Source organism: Enterobacter cloacae complex sp. 402C9, from assembly GCF_050030745.1.
Taxonomy (GTDB): Bacteria; Pseudomonadota; Gammaproteobacteria; order Enterobacterales; family Enterobacteriaceae; genus Enterobacter; species Enterobacter intestinihominis.
In genome coordinates this window covers 4,121,080-4,138,242 of the sequence record NZ_JBLGUW010000001.1, presented here as the reverse complement: position 1 = coordinate 4,138,242, position 17,163 = coordinate 4,121,080, and the positions used below count along the sequence as shown (strand labels likewise).

Below are 17,163 nucleotides of genomic sequence, written 5' to 3'. Positions count from 1 at the left end.
CGTTTCACACAGAAAATGTGTTTGATTCAGGATATCCTTAACGTGGCAGCGAGATTTTGCGCTCTTTAGATGGGCGATAGAGCACCAGCGTTTTACCGATGACCTGTACATTACAGGCGCCGGTTTCGCGCACGATGGCTTCCACGATCAGGTTTTTAGTGTCTCTGTCTTCAGAGGCGATTTTCACCTTGATCAGCTCGTGGTGTTCCAGCGCTTGTTCAATCTCGGCAAGCACCCCTTCGGTCAAACCATTGTTGCCAAGCATCACTACAGGCTTGAGCGGATGTGCCAGACCTTTAAGGTGCTGTTTTTGTTTAGTACTCAGATTCATCGTATATTTTTGCTTACGTTGGGATTGAAAACGGTTCATTCTACCGCCATCTCCCTAATATCGCCAAATAGCTGCGTAGAAATTTACGTCACAGGCAAGTAACGATGAACCAGGACGGAAATGTTAAATGACAGGTAAAAAGCGTTCTGCCAGCTCCAGCCGCTGGCTTCAGGAACACTTTAGCGATAAATATGTTCAACAGGCGCAGAAAAAGGGGTTACGTTCCCGCGCCTGGTTTAAACTTGATGAAATACAGCAAAGTGACAAACTTTTTAAACCGGGAATGACGGTGGTCGACCTCGGTGCGGCACCTGGCGGATGGTCTCAGTATGCGGTTACGCAGATCGGCGGAACGGGCCGAATCATCGCATGCGATCTTTTACCAATGGATCCCATCGTCGGTGTCGACTTCCTTCAGGGCGACTTTCGTGATGAATTAGTGCTTAAAGCATTACTTGATCGTGTAGGTGACAGTAAGGTCCAGGTTGTCATGTCGGATATGGCACCAAATATGTGTGGAACACCGGCGGTGGATATCCCCCGCGCCATGTATCTGGTGGAACTAGCGTTAGAAATGTGTCGTGATGTACTAGCGCCTGGTGGTAGTTTTGTTGTGAAGGTGTTTCAGGGCGAAGGTTTCGAGGAGTATCTTAAGGAAATTCGCTCCCTGTTTGCGAAGGTCAAAGTTCGTAAGCCGGACTCTTCCCGGGCCCGTTCCCGTGAAGTGTATATTGTAGCGACCGGGCGAAAATGATAACCGGTAGATTTCAGGCGAAAGTTTGAATGAAACTGGATATAGAGTATCCTGACGCTGTTTTTAACACAGTTGTAATATGAGGTTAATCCCTTGAGTGACATGGCGAAAAACCTAATACTCTGGCTGGTCATTGCCGTTGTGCTGATGTCAGTTTTCCAGAGCTTTGGGCCCAGCGAGTCGAATGGCCGCAAGGTGGATTATTCTACCTTCCTGCAAGAGGTCAATCAGGACCAGGTTCGCGAAGCGCGTATCAACGGACGTGAGATCAACGTTACCAAGAAAGATAGTAACCGTTACACGACTTACATCCCGGTGAACGATCCTAAGCTGCTTGATAACCTTCTGACCAAAAACGTCAAAGTGGTAGGCGAGCCGCCGGAAGAACCAAGCCTGTTGGCTTCTATCTTCATTTCCTGGTTCCCGATGCTGCTTCTTATCGGCGTCTGGATCTTCTTTATGCGCCAGATGCAGGGCGGTGGTGGCAAAGGTGCCATGTCGTTCGGTAAGAGCAAGGCGCGTATGCTGACGGAAGACCAGATCAAGACCACCTTTGCTGACGTAGCAGGTTGTGACGAAGCAAAAGAAGAGGTGGGTGAACTGGTTGAATACCTGCGCGAGCCGAGCCGTTTCCAGAAACTGGGCGGTAAGATCCCGAAAGGCGTCCTGATGGTCGGCCCTCCGGGTACCGGTAAAACCCTGCTGGCAAAAGCCATCGCGGGTGAAGCGAAGGTCCCGTTCTTTACTATTTCAGGTTCTGACTTCGTTGAAATGTTCGTGGGTGTCGGTGCATCTCGTGTGCGTGACATGTTCGAGCAGGCTAAGAAGGCAGCACCGTGCATCATCTTCATCGATGAAATCGACGCCGTTGGCCGCCAGCGTGGCGCAGGCCTGGGCGGTGGTCACGATGAACGTGAGCAGACCCTGAACCAGATGCTGGTTGAAATGGACGGCTTTGAAGGTAACGAAGGTATCATCGTTATCGCGGCAACTAACCGTCCAGACGTACTCGACCCTGCGCTGCTGCGTCCAGGCCGTTTCGACCGTCAGGTTGTGGTCGGTCTGCCGGATGTTCGTGGTCGTGAACAGATCCTGAAAGTGCATATGCGTCGCGTACCGCTGGCGCCAGATATCGACGCGGCAATCATCGCGCGTGGTACTCCAGGCTTCTCCGGTGCGGATCTGGCTAACCTGGTCAACGAGGCAGCACTGTTTGCCGCTCGCGGTAACAAGCGTGTAGTGTCCATGGTGGAATTTGAGAAAGCGAAAGACAAAATCATGATGGGTGCGGAACGTCGCTCCATGGTGATGACGGAAGCGCAGAAAGAGTCCACGGCATATCACGAAGCGGGCCACGCGATTATCGGTCGTCTGGTGCCGGAACACGATCCGGTACACAAGGTGACGATCATTCCACGCGGTCGTGCGTTGGGTGTGACCTTCTTCCTGCCTGAAGGCGACGCGATCAGCGCCAGCCGTCAGAAGCTGGAAAGTCAGATTTCAACCCTGTACGGCGGTCGTCTGGCAGAAGAGATCATCTACGGTGCGGAACATGTTTCCACCGGTGCGTCGAACGATATTAAAGTGGCGACAAACCTGGCACGTAACATGGTGACCCAGTGGGGCTTCTCCGACAAACTCGGTCCGCTGCTCTATGCAGAAGAAGAGGGCGAAGTATTCCTGGGCCGCTCCGTGGCAAAAGCGAAACATATGTCCGATGAAACGGCTCGTATCATCGACCAGGAAGTGAAAGCGCTGATTGAGCGTAACTACGCTCGCGCCCGTCAGATCCTGAATGACAATATGGACATCCTGCATTCGATGAAAGATGCGCTCATGAAATATGAGACCATCGATGCGCCGCAGATTGACGACTTGATGGCTCGCCGCGAAGTGCGTCCGCCAGCAGGCTGGGAAGACCCAGGCGCGTCTAACAATTCTGACAACAATGGCACCCCGCGTGCACCGCGTCCGGTCGATGAACCGCGTACGCCAAACCCGGGCAACACCATGTCAGAGCAGTTGGGCGACAAGTAAGTCACTGCTGTTGAAGCGTTTGTCTGTACATCAAACCCTGGAGCGTGCTCCGGGGTTTTTCTTTTTTATATAACCATGCAAATAACAGGGATTTAGCCATGAAACTCTTCGCCCAGGACTCGCATCTCGACCTTTCACATCCGCATGTGATGGGGATCCTGAATGTCACGCCTGATTCCTTCTCTGACGGCGGCACGCATAACTCGCTTATCGACGCGGTTAAACACGCGAATTTAATGATCAACGCGGGTGCCACCATCATTGACGTTGGAGGGGAGTCAACGCGGCCTGGCGCGGCGGAGGTTTCGGTGGAAGAAGAGCTGGCGCGCGTGGTGCCGGTGGTGGAGGCTATCGCCCGGCGCTTTGAAGTGTGGATCTCCGTTGATACCTCCAAACCCGAAGTGATCCGTGAAGTGGCGAGAGTGGGCGCTCACATTATCAATGATATCCGCTCGCTGACCGAGCCGGGCGCAATTGAAGCCGCCGCTGAAACCGGGCTACCGGTGTGTCTGATGCATATGCAGGGCCAGCCTAAGACAATGCAGGAGGCGCCAAAATATGAAGATGTGTTTGCCGACGTCACCCGCTTCTTTATTGAGCATATCGAACGCTGTGAACGTGCGGGTATCGCAAAAGAGAAATTGCTGCTCGACCCGGGCTTCGGTTTCGGTAAAAATCTCTCACACAATTACGCGTTGCTTGCGCGCTTATCAGAGTTTCATCAGTTCGGCCTGCCACTGCTGGTGGGAATGTCGAGAAAATCGATGATTGGTCAGTTGTTGAATGTCGGGCCGAACGAACGTCTGAGCGGCAGTCTGGCCTGCGCGGTGATTGCCGCGATGCAAGGTGCACACATCATTCGCGTCCATGACGTAAAAGAAACAGTAGAAGCCATGCGTGTGGTGGAAGCCACACTGGCAGCGAAGGAAAACAAACGCTATGAGTAATCGTAAATATTTTGGTACCGATGGCATCCGTGGGCGCGTAGGCGATGCGCCAATTACCCCTGACTTTGTCCTGAAGCTGGGCTGGGCGGCGGGTAAGGTACTGGCGCGTCATGGCTCCCGTAAGATCATTATTGGTAAAGATACCCGTATTTCGGGTTATATGCTTGAGTCCGCGCTGGAAGCCGGGCTGGCGGCGGCGGGGCTTTCAGCTTCCTTTACGGGGCCAATGCCGACCCCTGCTGTTGCCTATCTGACTCGTACCTTCCGTGCGGAAGCGGGCATCGTCATTTCAGCTTCTCATAATCCGTTCTATGACAACGGTATCAAATTCTTCTCCATCGACGGCACTAAACTGCCGGATGACGTGGAAGAGGCGATTGAAGCGGAAATGGAGAAAGAGATCACCTGTGTCGACTCCGCTGAGCTGGGTAAAGCCAACCGTATTGTCGATGCCGCAGGCCGCTACATTGAATTCTGCAAAGGCACGTTCCCGAATGAACTGAGCCTGGCACACCTCAAAATTGTGGTGGACTGTGCAAACGGTGCGACCTATCACATTGCGCCGAATGTTTTCCGCGAGCTGGGCGCGAAAGTGATCACCATCGGCTGCGAGCCGGACGGTCTGAACATCAATGAAGAAGTCGGCGCGACAGACGTGCGTGCCTTGCAGGCGCGTGTACTGGCTGAAAAAGCCGATCTGGGTATTGCCCTGGATGGCGATGGCGACCGTGTGATCATGGTTGACCACGAAGGTAACAAGGTCGACGGGGATCAGATCCTCTACATCATTGCGCGTGAAGGCCTGCGTCAGGGGCAACTGCGCGGTGGCGCGGTGGGCACGCTGATGAGCAATATGGGTCTGGAGCTGGCGCTGAAACAGCTGGGCATCCCGTTTGTTCGCGCGAAAGTGGGTGACCGCTACGTGCTGGAAAAACTTCAGGAAAAAGGCTGGCGCATTGGCGCGGAAAACTCCGGCCACGTGATCCTGCTCGATAAAACCACCACCGGTGACGGCATTGTGGCGGCGCTTCAGGTTGTTGCCGCGATGGCGCGTAACCATATGAGCCTGCACGATCTGTGCAGCGGCATGAAAATGTTCCCGCAGATCCTGGTGAACGTGCGTTTCACCGCTGGTAAAGGCGACCCGCTGGAAAATGATAACGTGAAAGCGGTGATGGCAGAGGTGGAAGCGACGCTTGGCAGCCGTGGACGCGTCCTGCTGCGTAAGTCGGGTACCGAGCCGCTGATCCGCGTGATGGTGGAAGGTGAAGACGAAGCGCAGGTAACTGAATTTGCGCACCGCATTGCGGATGCAGTGAAAGCTGCATAATCTTTCAGAATAAGTGTTTAAAAAGGCGGCGTTTGCCGCCTTTGTTTTAAGCAATTAATGGCTTTTTGCTGTTTTTTTCCGCAGTTGATACAATGCCTCGAAAATGCCCTTGCGAAGGTGATTCGCTTTGGTTAGTATTCACACCCGCTTCAGTGGGAAACAAAATCCTGCTAATTGGTCGAAGCATTGGTATGCGGCAAATCCGCAAGGAACAGGTTGATTATGTACGAAGCTCTTTTAGTTATTTTCCTTATTGTAGCCATCGCTCTCGTAGCGCTGATTATGCTGCAGCAAGGTAAAGGCGCTGATATGGGAGCCTCCTTCGGAGCAGGCGCTTCCGGTACGCTGTTCGGTTCAAGTGGTTCTGCGAACTTCATGACCCGTACGACGGCGATTCTGGCTACGCTGTTCTTCATCATCAGTCTGGTGTTGGGCAATATCAATAGCAACAAGACCAGTAAAGGAAGCGAGTGGGAAAACCTGAGCGCGCCAGCAAAAAGTGAGCAAACTCAGCCAGCTGCACCGGCTAAGCCAACCAGCGATATCCCGCAGTAAGTATTCAGTACCGAGGTGGTGGAATTGGTAGACACGCTACCTTGAGGTGGTAGTGCCCTAACGGGCTTGTGGGTTCGAGTCCCATCCTCGGTACCAATATTCCAGAAGAAAGACGTCGCAAGACGTCTTTTTTTTCGTCTGTACATTCTGTGTTTCCGATCTATTGTAGGGCGGGTAAGCGCAGCGCCGCCCGCCGTTTTGCCCGGTGGCGCTGCGCTTACCGGGCCTACGAAGACCACAAAAAAGGCGCCCATTGGGCGCCTTTTACATGTCTTGCTGTCGATTACTTCTTATCGCTGTGTTCCAGGTTCTCAACCTGCGGCAGACCATTACCGGAATTCGCGGAGAGCAGGCCATTCTCAACATAGTTGAACAGCTTCTCACGGGTATCGGTGATGTCCAGGTTACGCATGGTCAGTTGACCGATACGGTCATCCGGAGAGAATACTGACTCACCTTTCTCCATGGTCAGACGCTCTGCTTTATAGGTCAGGTTGTCAGACACGGTATTGAGGATGGAGTAATCATTGCCGCGACGCAGTTCCAGCGTCACTTCGCCGGTGATTGCGCTCGCCACCCAACGTTGCAGGGCGTCACGCAGCATCAGCGCCTGTGGATCAAACCAGCGACCCTGATACAGCAGTTTGCCCAGCTGACGGCCATGAGCGTGATACTGCTCAATGGTGTCTTCGTTGTGAATACCGGTCAGCAGACGCTCGTAAGCGATGTGCAGCAGCGCCATCCCTGGAGCTTCGTAAATGCCACGGCTTTTCGCTTCGATGATACGGTTTTCGATCTGATCGCTCATACCCAGACCGTGACGACCGCCGATGCGGTTTGCTTCCAGCATCAGTTCAACATCGTCTGAGAAGGTTTTACCGTTCAGGGCAACCGGATGACCGCGTTCGAAACGCACGGTCACTTCTTCCGCCGGGATCTTCACGTTCTCATCCCAGAATTTTACGCCCATGATCGGGTTAACAATTTTTACGCTAGAGTTCAGGAATTCCAGGTCTTTCGCTTCGTGCGTCGCACCCAGCATGTTGGAGTCGGTTGAGTAGGCTTTCTCAACGGACATCTTATAGTCAAAGCCGCAGGCAATCATAAACTCAGACATTTCATGACGGCCACCCAGTTCGTCGATGAAGTCGGTATCCAGCCACGGTTTGTAGATCTGCAACTCGGCGTTGGTCAGCAGACCGTAACGATAGAAACGTTCAATATCGTTGCCTTTATAGGTACTGCCATCACCCCAGATGTTCACGCCATCTTCTTTCATGGCGGCGACCAGCATGGTGCCGGTGACAGCACGACCCAGCGGAGTGGTATTAAAATAGGTCAGGCCGCCGGTAGTGTTATGAAAAGCACCGCACTGGATAGCGGCAATGCCTTCAGCGACCAGTTGCTTACGGCAGTCAATCAGACGTGCGTTCTCTGCGCCATACTCCATGGCACGACGAGGGATCGCGTCATAATCTTCCTCGTCCGGCTGACCCAGGTTCGCAGTATATGCATACGGAACCGCTCCCTTCTGGCGCATCCACAGCAGTGCAGCGCTGGTATCCAGGCCGCCTGAGAAAGCGATGCCAATACGTTGTCCTACCGGAAGATGCTTGAGAATCGTCGTCATAGAATAAAACCCTGCTTGATTGACTGTTTAGAGACCGCTTTCGCTCTCTTGTGCATTTTTATGCAAAATAAGTGAGTATTCATTTAATCATCTTTTGTCGAAGACCGGAAGAGACTCGTGCGTTTTTTGTAAAAAATTTGGTCTGTTCTGTCTGGCAGAAGCTGGGTTGACAGGTGGGGTCAACTATCAATATACTAAACGCCGATTTTACGTCCCGTCTTCGGTACCAAATCCCAGCATTATTTGCAAATTCTGTCCAAAACGCGTAGAATTTGCCACGTTTCAGGCGCGGGGTGGAGCAGCCTGGTAGCTCGTCGGGCTCATAACCCGAAGGTCGTCGGTTCAAATCCGGCCCCCGCAACCACTTTCCTATAAAGTTTTTTTTCAAATATACTGTGAAGACTTAGAGCCTTCGTAGCTGGATTTGAAAAAATTCTTTCGGAAAGTGCTCCAGGCCACAGTTGTGGCTATAGGGTTCAGTTATCTAAAGCCCCGATTTATCGGGGTTTTTTGTTATCTGACTACAGAATAACTGGGCTTTACGCCCTTTTTTTATGTCTTGGGGGTGGGCTTGTCCACATTAGAGCAAAAATTAACAGAGATGATTACTGCACCGGTCGAAGCACTGGGCTACGAACTGGTCGGCATCGAATTCGTTCGCGGCCGCACATCGACGCTGCGCATCTATATTGATAGTGAAGATGGCATCAATGTTGATGATTGTGCTGATGTCAGCCACCAGGTGAGTGCGGTTCTTGATGTTGAAGATCCGATTACCGTTGCGTACAACCTGGAAGTTTCCTCACCTGGCCTCGATCGTCCGATGTTCACGGCCGAGCACTATGTGCGCTTTACCGGTGAAGAAGTGGCTCTCGTTCTGCGTATGGCCGTACAGAACCGCCGTAAATGGCAGGGAATTATCAAAGCCGTTGATGGTGAAATGATCACGGTGACAGTCGAAGGCAAAGATGAAGTGTTCGCGCTGAGTAATATCCAGAAGGCGAACCTGGTTCCCCACTTTTAACAGTCTGGATTGAGGTGAAAAGCCCGCGATGAACAAAGAAATTTTGGCTGTTGTTGAAGCCGTCTCCAACGAGAAATCACTGCCGCGTGAGAAGATTTTCGAAGCGCTGGAAAGTGCACTGGCTACAGCAACCAAGAAAAAATACGAACAAGAGATCGATGTTCGCGTAGAAATCGATCGTAAAAGCGGTGACTTCGATACATTCCGTCGTTGGGTAATCGTTGAAGAAGTGACCCAACCGACCAAAGAGATCACACTGGAAGCGGCACGTTTTGAAGACGAAAGTCTGAACGTGGGTGACTACGTTGAAGATCAGATTGAATCTGTCACCTTCGACCGTATCACCACCCAGACCGCGAAGCAGGTTATCGTGCAGAAAGTTCGCGAAGCCGAGCGCGCGCTGGTTGTCGATCAGTTCCGCGATCAGGAAGGCGAAATCATCACTGGCGTGGTGAAGAAAGTGAACCGCGATAACATCTCTCTGGAGATCAAATCCGAAGGGCTGCCGGGTAACGCTGAAGCCGTTATCCTGCGTGAAGACATGCTGCCGCGTGAAAACTTCCGCCCAGGCGACCGTATTCGTGGTGTGCTTTATGCCGTACGTCCTGAAGCACGTGGTGCACAGCTGTTCGTGACGCGTTCTAAACCAGAAATGCTGGTTGAACTGTTCCGTATCGAAGTGCCGGAAATCGGCGAAGAAGTTATCGAAATCAAAGCGGCGGCCCGCGATCCGGGCTCCCGTGCGAAAATTGCGGTGAAAACCAACGACAAGCGTATCGACCCGGTCGGTGCTTGCGTCGGTATGCGTGGCGCACGTGTTCAGGCGGTTTCTACCGAACTGGGCGGCGAGCGTATTGATATCGTTCTGTGGGACGACAATCCGGCGCAGTTCGTGATCAACGCAATGGCACCGGCTGATGTGGCGTCTATCGTTGTTGACGAAGACAAACACACCATGGATATCGCTGTAGAAGCGGGCAACCTGGCGCAGGCGATTGGCCGTAACGGTCAGAACGTACGTCTGGCGTCACAGCTGAGCGGCTGGGAACTCAACGTGATGACCGTTGATGACCTTCAGGCCAAGCATCAGGCTGAAGCCCACGCGGCGATCGATACCTTCACCAAATACCTGGACATTGACGAAGACTTCGCCACTGTGCTGGTTGAAGAAGGTTTCTCTACGCTGGAAGAACTGGCCTACGTGCCAATGAAAGAGCTGCTGGAAATTGACGGTCTGGATGAACCAACCGTTGAAGCCCTGCGTGAACGCGCTAAAAACGCACTGACCACCCTGGCGCTGGCTCAGGAAGAAAGCCTTGGCGATAAGAAGCCGGCTGATGACCTGCTGAATCTGGAAGGTCTTGATCGTGCGATTGCGTTCAAGCTGGCTGCCCGTGGTGTTTGTACGCTGGAAGATCTCGCTGAGCAAGGCGTTGATGACCTGGCTGATATCGAAGGTTTAACCGACGAGAAAGCCGGCGAACTCATCATGGCCGCACGTAATATTTGCTGGTTCGGCGACGAAGCGTAATAAACTGTAGCAGGAAGGAACAGCATGACTGATGTAACTGTAAAATCGCTGGCTGCTGAGATTCAGACCTCCGTGGACCGCCTGGTACAGCAATTTGCTGATGCAGGGATCCCGAAGGCCGCTGATGACTCGGTGACCGCGCAAGAAAAACAAACCTTGTTAGCGCACCTGAACCGTGAACACGGCTCTACGCCTGACAAGTTAACGCTGCAGCGCAAAACGCGTAGCACGTTGAACATCCCTGGTACCGGTGGCAAAAGCAAATCGGTACAAATTGAAGTCCGCAAGACGCGCACCTTTGTAAAACGTGATCCGCAAGAGGCAGAACGCCTTGCTGCGGAAGAGCAGGCACAGCGTGAAGCGGAAGAACAAGCTCAGCGTGAGGCAGAAGCCACTGCCAAACGCGAAGCAGAATTAAAAGCTGAACGTGAGGCCGCAGAAAAAGCGAAACGCGACGCCGGTGAAAAAGCGAAGCGTGACGCTGCGGAAAAAGACAAAGTGAGCAATCAACAGACCGACGAAATGACCAAAACTGCCCAGGCTGAAAAAGCCCGCCGTGAAAATGAAGCTGCCGAGCTGAAGCGTAAAGCGGAAGAAGAAGCCCGCCGCAAGCTTGAAGAAGAAGCTCGCCGCGTCGCCGAAGAAGCGCGTCGCATGGCAGAAGAAAACGAGAAGAACGGTGTGAATACCGCTGAACCAACTGAAGACAACAGCGATTATCACGTAACCACTTCTCAGCATGCGCGCCAGGCAGAAGACGATAACGACCGTGAAGTTGAAGGTGGTCGTGGCCGTACTCGCAGTACAAAAGCGGCGCGTCCTGCGAAAAAAGGTAACAAGCACGCTGAATCTAAAGCTGACCGTGAAGAAGCACGTGCAGCGGTTCGCGGTGGTAAAGGCGGTAAGCGTAAAGGTTCCGCTCTGCAGCAGGGCTTCCAGAAGCCAGCTCAGGCCGTTAACCGTGATGTTGTGATCGGCGAAACCATCACCGTTGGCGAACTGGCTAACAAGATGGCGGTGAAAGGCTCTCAGGTCATCAAAGCGATGATGAAGCTGGGCGCAATGGCCACCATCAACCAGGTCATCGACCAGGAAACCGCACAGCTGGTTGCCGAGGAGATGGGCCACAAAGTTATCCTGCGTCGTGAAAACGAGCTGGAAGAAGCAGTAATGAGCGACCGTGATACGGGCGCAGCGGCTGAACCGCGCGCACCGGTTGTGACCATCATGGGTCACGTTGACCACGGTAAAACCTCTCTGCTTGACTACATTCGTTCTACTAAGGTTGCCTCCGGCGAAGCGGGTGGTATTACCCAGCACATCGGTGCTTACCACGTAGAAACCGAAAACGGCATGATCACCTTCCTGGATACCCCAGGCCACGCAGCGTTTACCTCAATGCGTGCTCGTGGTGCTCAGGCAACGGATATCGTTGTTCTGGTTGTTGCTGCCGATGATGGCGTGATGCCACAGACCATTGAAGCTATCCAGCACGCGAAAGCGGCGCAGGTGCCTTTGGTTGTTGCAGTCAACAAAATCGATAAGCCAGAAGCCGATATGGATCGCGTTAAGAACGAACTGTCACAGTACGGCGTTATGCCGGAAGAGTGGGGCGGTGAAGCGCAGTTCATCCCTGTATCTGCAAAAGCAGGTACCGGTATCGACGACCTGCTGAACGCTATCCTGCTTCAGGCTGAAGTTCTGGAGCTGAAAGCGGTTCGTAAAGGTATGGCGAGCGGTGCGGTAATCGAATCCTTCCTGGATAAAGGTCGTGGTCCGGTTGCAACCGTTCTGGTTCGCGAAGGTACTCTGCACAAGGGCGACATCGTTCTGTGTGGTTTCGAATACGGTCGCGTTCGTGCGATGCGTAACGAACTGGGTCAGGAAGTGCTGGAAGCGGGTCCGTCCATCCCAGTGGAAATCCTCGGCCTGTCCGGTGTTCCGGCTGCCGGTGACGAAGTAACCGTGGTACGTGACGAGAAGAAAGCACGTGAAGTGGCGCTGTATCGTCAGGGTAAATTCCGTGAGGTGAAACTGGCTCGCCAGCAGAAATCTAAACTCGAGAACATGTTCGCCAACATGACTGAAGGCGAAGTTCACGAAGTGAACATCGTTCTGAAAGCGGACGTACAGGGTTCTGTGGAAGCGATCTCCGACTCCTTGCTGAAACTGTCTACCGACGAAGTGAAAGTGAAGATCATCGGTTCTGGCGTAGGTGGTATCACCGAAACCGACGCAACCCTGGCAGCCGCGTCCAACGCTATCCTGGTTGGCTTCAACGTTCGTGCTGACGCATCTGCGCGTAAAGTTATCGATGCTGAAAGCCTGGATCTGCGTTACTACTCCGTCATCTATAACCTGATTGACGAAGTGAAAGCAGCGATGAGCGGCATGCTGTCTCCTGAGCTGAAACAGCAGATCATCGGTCTGGCTGAAGTACGTGACGTGTTCAAATCACCGAAATTCGGTGCGATCGCGGGCTGTATGGTTACCGAAGGGACCATTAAGCGTCACAACCCAATCCGCGTACTGCGCGACAACGTGGTTATCTACGAAGGTGAGCTGGAATCCCTGCGCCGCTTCAAAGATGACGTTAACGAAGTTCGTAACGGCATGGAATGTGGTATCGGTGTTAAGAACTACAACGACGTTCGCGTTGGCGATATGATCGAAGTGTTCGAGATCATCGAAATTCAGCGTACCATCGCGTAATCTTCGTCAACTGAAGATTAATTAGCGTAGGCCGGGTAAGCGAAGCGCCACCCGGCAGTAATTTTAAAAAGGGGCTTAAGCCCCTTTTTTGTCTGGAGAATTTATTATGGCGAAAGAATTTGGTCGCCCACAGCGCGTCGCGCAGGAGATGCAGAAAGAGATCGCTCTCATTCTGCAACGTGAAATCAAAGATCCACGCGTGGGGATGATGACCACCGTGTCTGGCGTGGAAATGTCCCGCGACCTGGCGTACGCCAAAGTGTTTGTGACATTCCTGAATGACCAGGATGAAGACGCCGTGAAGAACGGCATTAAAGCGCTGCAGGAAGCCTCTGGTTTCATCCGCTCTCTGCTTGGCAAAGCGATGCGTCTGCGTATTGTGCCGGAGCTGACCTTCTTCTACGACAACTCGCTGGTTGAGGGTATGCGTATGTCCAACCTGGTGACCAGCGTGGTGAAACATGACGATGAGCGTCGTGTTAACCCGGCGGACGACAGCAAGGAGGACTGATGAGTCGTCCTCGTCGTCGCGGTCGTGACGTGCATGGCGTGCTGTTGCTGGATAAACCACAGGGCGCATCCAGCAACGACGTGCTGCAAAAAGTAAAGCGTATTTATAACGCCAATCGCGCGGGGCACACCGGCGCGCTGGATCCGCTGGCAACCGGGATGCTCCCGATCTGCCTGGGTGAAGCGACAAAGTTTTCCCAGTATCTGCTGGATTCCGATAAGCGCTACCGCGTGATTGCCAAACTGGGCCAGCGCACGGACACTTCCGATGCGGATGGTCAGGTCGTTGAAGAGCGTCCGGTAACCTTCAGCGCAGAGCAACTTGATGCGGCGCTGGAGAGCTTCCGGGGCGACACAATGCAGGTGCCGTCGATGTATTCGGCGTTGAAATATCAGGGCAAGAAGCTTTACGAATATGCGCGTCAGGGCATTGACGTTCCGCGTGAAGCCCGTCCGATTACCGTGTATGAGCTGTTGTTCATTCGCCACGAAGGTGATGAGCTGGAGCTGGAAGTGCACTGCTCGAAAGGGACCTACATCCGCACCATCATTGACGACCTCGGTGAAAAGCTGGGCTGCGGCGCGCATGTGATTTATCTGCGTCGTCTGGCGGTCAGCAAGTATCCGGTCGAACGTATGGTAACGCTTGAGCATCTGCACGCCCTGGCTGAACAGGCGCAAGCGCAGGGAATTGCGCCGGCAGATCTGCTGGATCCGCTGCTGATGCCAATGGACAGTCCGGCAGCAGATTTCCCGGTTGTTAATCTTCCTTTAACATCGTCCGTTTACTTTAAGAACGGAAACCCGGTCCGCACAACGGGGGCGCCGCTTGAGGGCCTGGTCCGTGTGACGGAAGGGGAGGAAGGCAAGTTTATCGGGATGGGCGAAATGGACGGTGAAGGGCGCGTTGCCCCGCGTCGTCTGGTCGTCGAATACCCGGTCGAAGCGTGACGGTGATAACGCCTCACCTTGCGATAAGCAGGGGAGACGAGTAGAATATCGCCGCTTAACGCCTGGTAAATTGTTTAACAATCTGCGGGGCGTACATGGGATAGCTGAATTAGAGATCGGCATCCTTACATTCTTTATACTTTGGAGTTTGAAAATGTCTCTAAGCGTTGAAGCTAAAGCTAAAATCGTTTCTGAGTTTGGTCGTGGTACTAACGACAGCGGTTCTACCGAAGTTCAGGTTGCACTGCTGACTGCACAGATTAACCACCTGCAGGGTCACTTTGCAGAGCACAAAAAAGATCACCACAGCCGTCGTGGTCTGCTGCGTATGGTTTCTCAGCGTCGTAAACTGCTCGACTACCTGAAGCGTAAAGATGTTGCACGCTACACCGCGCTGATCGAGCGTCTGGGTCTGCGTCGCTAATTCTTGCGAGTTTCAGAAAAGGGGGCCTGATGGCCCCTTTTTTCAACCAGACGGCAGCAATTCAGGGGAAACTATTGTATTGTTGCTATAAATGATCTTCATTGCAGAGGTTCGCGCGGCTAATGAGAGGCTTCACCCATGGGGGTGTCGGTTGTCATTAGTCGCGAGGATGCGAAGAAGGTCGGGTTAAATCGTCAGCACACCTGAGGTGTGCTTTCAAACATTTAAGAAAGGACAGAATTTTGCTGAATCCGATCGTTCGTAAATTCCAGTATGGTCAGCATACCGTCACGCTGGAAACCGGCATGATGGCTCGTCAGGCTACTGCTGCCGTAATGGTAAGCATGGATGACACTGCTGTATTCGTTACCGTAGTTGGCCAGAAAAAAGCTAAACCAGGTCAGGACTTCTTCCCACTGACCGTTAACTACCAGGAGCGTACCTACGCTGCCGGTAAAATCCCGGGTGGCTTCTTCCGTCGTGAAGGCCGTCCAAGCGAAGGCGAAACCCTGATCGCGCGTCTGATTGACCGCCCGGTTCGTCCGCTGTTCCCGGAAGGTTTCGTCAATGAAGTGCAGGTTATCGCAACCGTTGTTTCCGTTAACCCACAGGTTAACCCGGACATCGTAGCGATGATCGGTGCGTCTGCTGCCCTGTCACTGTCTGGTATCCCATTCAATGGCCCAATCGGTGCCGCGCGCGTCGGTTACATCAACGACCAGTACGTGCTGAACCCAACTCAGGAAGAGCTGAAAGAGAGTAAGCTGGACCTGGTTGTTGCCGGTACTGAAGCAGCGGTTCTGATGGTTGAATCTGAAGCAGAACTGCTGAGTGAAGACCAGATGCTGGGCGCAGTGGTCTTCGGCCACGACCAGCAGCAGATTGTTATCCAGAACATCAACGACCTGGTGAAAGAAGCCGGTAAACCACGTTGGGACTGGCAGCCAGAAGCGGTAAACGACGCGCTGAACGCACGCGTAGCTGCACTGGCAGAATCTCGTCTGAGCGATGCATATCGCATTACAGACAAACAGGAGCGTTATGCTCAGGTTGACGTGATCAAAGATGAAACCATCGCAACCCTGATCGCGGAAGACGAAACGCTGGACGCTAACGAGCTGAGCGAAATCCTGCACGCTATCGAGAAAAACGTTGTTCGTAGTCGCGTACTGGCAGGCGAGCCGCGTATTGATGGCCGTGAAAAGGACATGATCCGTGGTCTGGATGTGCGTACTGGCGTGCTGCCACGTACTCACGGTTCCGCGCTGTTCACCCGTGGTGAAACCCAGGCGCTGGTTACCGCTACCCTGGGTACTGCACGTGACGCACAGAACATCGATGAACTGATGGGCGAGCGCACTGACAGCTTCCTGTTCCACTACAACTTCCCTCCGTACTCTGTGGGCGAGACCGGTATGGTTGGCTCACCGAAGCGTCGTGAAATTGGTCACGGTCGTCTGGCGAAGCGCGGCGTGCTGGCAGTAATGCCAGAAGCAGACAAATTCCCGTACACCGTACGTGTCGTGTCTGAAATCACTGAATCCAACGGTTCTTCTTCCATGGCTTCCGTGTGTGGTGCCTCTCTGGCGCTGATGGATGCAGGCGTGCCGATCAAAGCCGCCGTTGCGGGTATCGCAATGGGTCTGGTGAAAGAAGGCGACAACTTCGTTGTTCTGTCTGACATTCTGGGTGACGAAGATCACCTGGGTGATATGGACTTCAAAGTGGCGGGTTCCCGCGACGGTATCTCTGCCCTGCAGATGGATATCAAAATTGAAGGTATCACCAAAGAGATCATGCAGGTTGCTCTGAACCAGGCTAAAGGTGCGCGTCTGCACATTCTGGGCGTGATGGAACAGGCTATCAACGCACCACGCGGTGATATCTCTGAATTCGCTCCGCGTATTCACACCATCAAGATCAATCCAGACAAGATCAAAGATGTTATCGGTAAGGGCGGTTCTGTTATCCGTGCACTGACCGAAGAAACGGGCACCACCATCGAAATCGAAGATGACGGTACTGTGAAAATCGCAGCAACCGACGGTGAGAAAGCGAAATATGCTATCCGCCGTATCGAAGAGATTACAGCAGAAATCGAAGTGGGCCGTATCTACAATGGTAAAGTGACCCGTATCGTTGACTTTGGCGCATTCGTTGCCATCGGTGGCGGTAAAGAAGGTCTGGTACATATCTCTCAGATCGCTGACAAGCGCGTTGAGAAAGTGACCGATTACCTGCAAATGGGTCAGGAAGTACCGGTGAAAGTTCTGGAAGTTGACCGCCAGGGCCGTATCCGTCTGAGCATTAAAGAAGCAACCGAGCAGTCTCAGCCTGCTGCGGCGCCGGAAGCCCCGGCTGCCGAACAGCAAGGCGAGTAAGGTTGCCATTTGCCCTCCGCGCAGGCGGAGGGCTTATTATCAGGCA

At 53.2% G+C, this 17,163-nt stretch carries 14 protein-coding genes and 2 tRNA genes; 14 read left to right on the top strand and 2 right to left on the bottom strand.

From position 1 onward, the window contains the following. Positions 1–37: 37 nt before the first annotated feature. Entirely contained in the window at positions 38–331 is a 294-nt protein-coding gene (gene yhbY, locus ACQG1K_RS19690) for a ribosome assembly RNA-binding protein YhbY (RefSeq protein ID WP_003861814.1), read from the bottom strand. A gap of 127 nt (positions 332–458) precedes the next feature. Here yhbY and rlmE point away from each other — a divergent pair, with 127 nt between their 5' ends. From rlmE to ACQG1K_RS19660, 6 genes are all read left to right on the top strand, one after another. Continuing rightward, a complete protein-coding gene (gene rlmE / locus ACQG1K_RS19685) occupies positions 459–1,085 on the top strand; it encodes a 23S rRNA (uridine(2552)-2'-O)-methyltransferase RlmE (protein WP_003861812.1) in 627 nt (208 codons plus the stop codon). Positions 1,086–1,187: 102 nt separating this feature from the next. Further along, positions 1,188–3,122 carry an ATP-dependent zinc metalloprotease FtsH gene (gene ftsH / locus ACQG1K_RS19680; protein ID WP_003861810.1) on the top strand — a complete coding sequence of 645 codons (1,935 nt, stop codon included), beginning with the start codon at positions 1,188–1,190 and terminating at the stop codon, positions 3,120–3,122. 98 nt (positions 3,123–3,220) lie between these two features. Continuing rightward, on the top strand, positions 3,221–4,069 hold the full coding sequence (gene folP / locus ACQG1K_RS19675) for a dihydropteroate synthase (protein ID WP_022649520.1): 849 nt from the start codon (positions 3,221–3,223) through the stop codon (positions 4,067–4,069). Next, on the top strand, positions 4,062–5,399 hold the full coding sequence (gene glmM / locus ACQG1K_RS19670) for a phosphoglucosamine mutase (protein ID WP_003861804.1): 1,338 nt from the start codon (positions 4,062–4,064) through the stop codon (positions 5,397–5,399). The genes folP and glmM overlap by 8 nt, the downstream gene beginning before the upstream one ends. Positions 5,400–5,621: 222 nt before the next feature. Continuing rightward, positions 5,622–5,954: a preprotein translocase subunit SecG gene (secG, locus tag ACQG1K_RS19665; RefSeq protein WP_022649519.1), complete on the top strand. Its 333-nt coding sequence runs from the start codon at positions 5,622–5,624 to the stop codon at positions 5,952–5,954. Positions 5,955–5,963: 9 nt separating this feature from the next. Further along, positions 5,964–6,050: transfer RNA gene (locus ACQG1K_RS19660), tRNA-Leu, on the top strand. Positions 6,051–6,237: 187 nt separating this feature from the next. Here ACQG1K_RS19660 and argG read toward each other — a convergent pair. Then, positions 6,238–7,584 (bottom strand): argininosuccinate synthase, encoded by a 1,347-nt coding sequence (gene argG, locus ACQG1K_RS19655; RefSeq protein WP_022649518.1) that lies wholly within the window; start codon positions 7,582–7,584, stop codon positions 6,238–6,240. Positions 7,585–7,871: 287 nt separating this feature from the next. Between argG and ACQG1K_RS19650 the strand changes: the two genes are divergently transcribed. The 8 genes from ACQG1K_RS19650 (at position 7,872) to pnp (ending at position 17,117) form a co-directional block, all read left to right on the top strand. After that, positions 7,872–7,948 (top strand) — tRNA-Met (locus ACQG1K_RS19650). A gap of 207 nt (positions 7,949–8,155) precedes the next feature. Continuing rightward, positions 8,156–8,608 carry a ribosome maturation factor RimP gene (gene rimP, locus ACQG1K_RS19645; RefSeq protein WP_014833432.1) on the top strand — a complete coding sequence of 151 codons (453 nt, stop codon included), beginning with the start codon at positions 8,156–8,158 and terminating at the stop codon, positions 8,606–8,608. Between the two features lie 28 nt (positions 8,609–8,636). Next, positions 8,637–10,139 carry a transcription termination factor NusA gene (gene nusA, locus ACQG1K_RS19640; RefSeq protein WP_003861798.1) on the top strand — a complete coding sequence of 501 codons (1,503 nt, stop codon included), beginning with the start codon at positions 8,637–8,639 and terminating at the stop codon, positions 10,137–10,139. Between the two features lie 24 nt (positions 10,140–10,163). Continuing rightward, positions 10,164–12,851: a translation initiation factor IF-2 gene (gene infB / locus ACQG1K_RS19635; protein WP_022649517.1), complete on the top strand. Its 2,688-nt coding sequence runs from the start codon at positions 10,164–10,166 to the stop codon at positions 12,849–12,851. 106 nt (positions 12,852–12,957) lie between these two features. Beyond that, positions 12,958–13,362: a 30S ribosome-binding factor RbfA gene (gene rbfA / locus ACQG1K_RS19630; protein ID WP_003861793.1), complete on the top strand. Its 405-nt coding sequence runs from the start codon at positions 12,958–12,960 to the stop codon at positions 13,360–13,362. Continuing rightward, the gene (gene truB, locus ACQG1K_RS19625; protein ID WP_023298718.1) at positions 13,362–14,312 is read left to right on the top strand and encodes a tRNA pseudouridine(55) synthase TruB; all 951 of its coding nucleotides are present in this window, start codon (positions 13,362–13,364) and stop codon (positions 14,310–14,312) included. The genes rbfA and truB overlap by 1 nt, the downstream gene beginning before the upstream one ends. A gap of 154 nt (positions 14,313–14,466) precedes the next feature. Next, positions 14,467–14,736 carry a 30S ribosomal protein S15 gene (gene rpsO / locus ACQG1K_RS19620; protein ID WP_003861789.1) on the top strand — a complete coding sequence of 90 codons (270 nt, stop codon included), beginning with the start codon at positions 14,467–14,469 and terminating at the stop codon, positions 14,734–14,736. Between the two features lie 242 nt (positions 14,737–14,978). Then, positions 14,979–17,117 carry a polyribonucleotide nucleotidyltransferase gene (gene pnp, locus ACQG1K_RS19615; protein ID WP_022649515.1) on the top strand — a complete coding sequence of 713 codons (2,139 nt, stop codon included), beginning with the start codon at positions 14,979–14,981 and terminating at the stop codon, positions 17,115–17,117. Positions 17,118–17,163 lie beyond the last annotated feature (46 nt).

Coding starts and splice junctions, on each gene's coding strand:
- infB (WP_022649517.1), top strand. CDS start 10,164: ATGACTGATGTAACTGTAAAATCGCTGGCTGCTGAGATTCAGACCTCC.
- rlmE (WP_003861812.1), top strand. CDS start 459: ATGACAGGTAAAAAGCGTTCTGCCAGCTCCAGCCGCTGGCTTCAGGAA.
- folP (WP_022649520.1), top strand. CDS start 3,221: ATGAAACTCTTCGCCCAGGACTCGCATCTCGACCTTTCACATCCGCAT.
- yhbY (WP_003861814.1), bottom strand. CDS start 331: ATGAATCTGAGTACTAAACAAAAACAGCACCTTAAAGGTCTGGCACAT.
- ftsH (WP_003861810.1), top strand. CDS start 1,188: ATGGCGAAAAACCTAATACTCTGGCTGGTCATTGCCGTTGTGCTGATG.
- rpsO (WP_003861789.1), top strand. CDS start 14,467: ATGTCTCTAAGCGTTGAAGCTAAAGCTAAAATCGTTTCTGAGTTTGGT.
- glmM (WP_003861804.1), top strand. CDS start 4,062: ATGAGTAATCGTAAATATTTTGGTACCGATGGCATCCGTGGGCGCGTA.
- nusA (WP_003861798.1), top strand. CDS start 8,637: ATGAACAAAGAAATTTTGGCTGTTGTTGAAGCCGTCTCCAACGAGAAA.
- truB (WP_023298718.1), top strand. CDS start 13,362: ATGAGTCGTCCTCGTCGTCGCGGTCGTGACGTGCATGGCGTGCTGTTG.
- argG (WP_022649518.1), bottom strand. CDS start 7,584: ATGACGACGATTCTCAAGCATCTTCCGGTAGGACAACGTATTGGCATC.
- rbfA (WP_003861793.1), top strand. CDS start 12,958: ATGGCGAAAGAATTTGGTCGCCCACAGCGCGTCGCGCAGGAGATGCAG.
- secG (WP_022649519.1), top strand. CDS start 5,622: ATGTACGAAGCTCTTTTAGTTATTTTCCTTATTGTAGCCATCGCTCTC.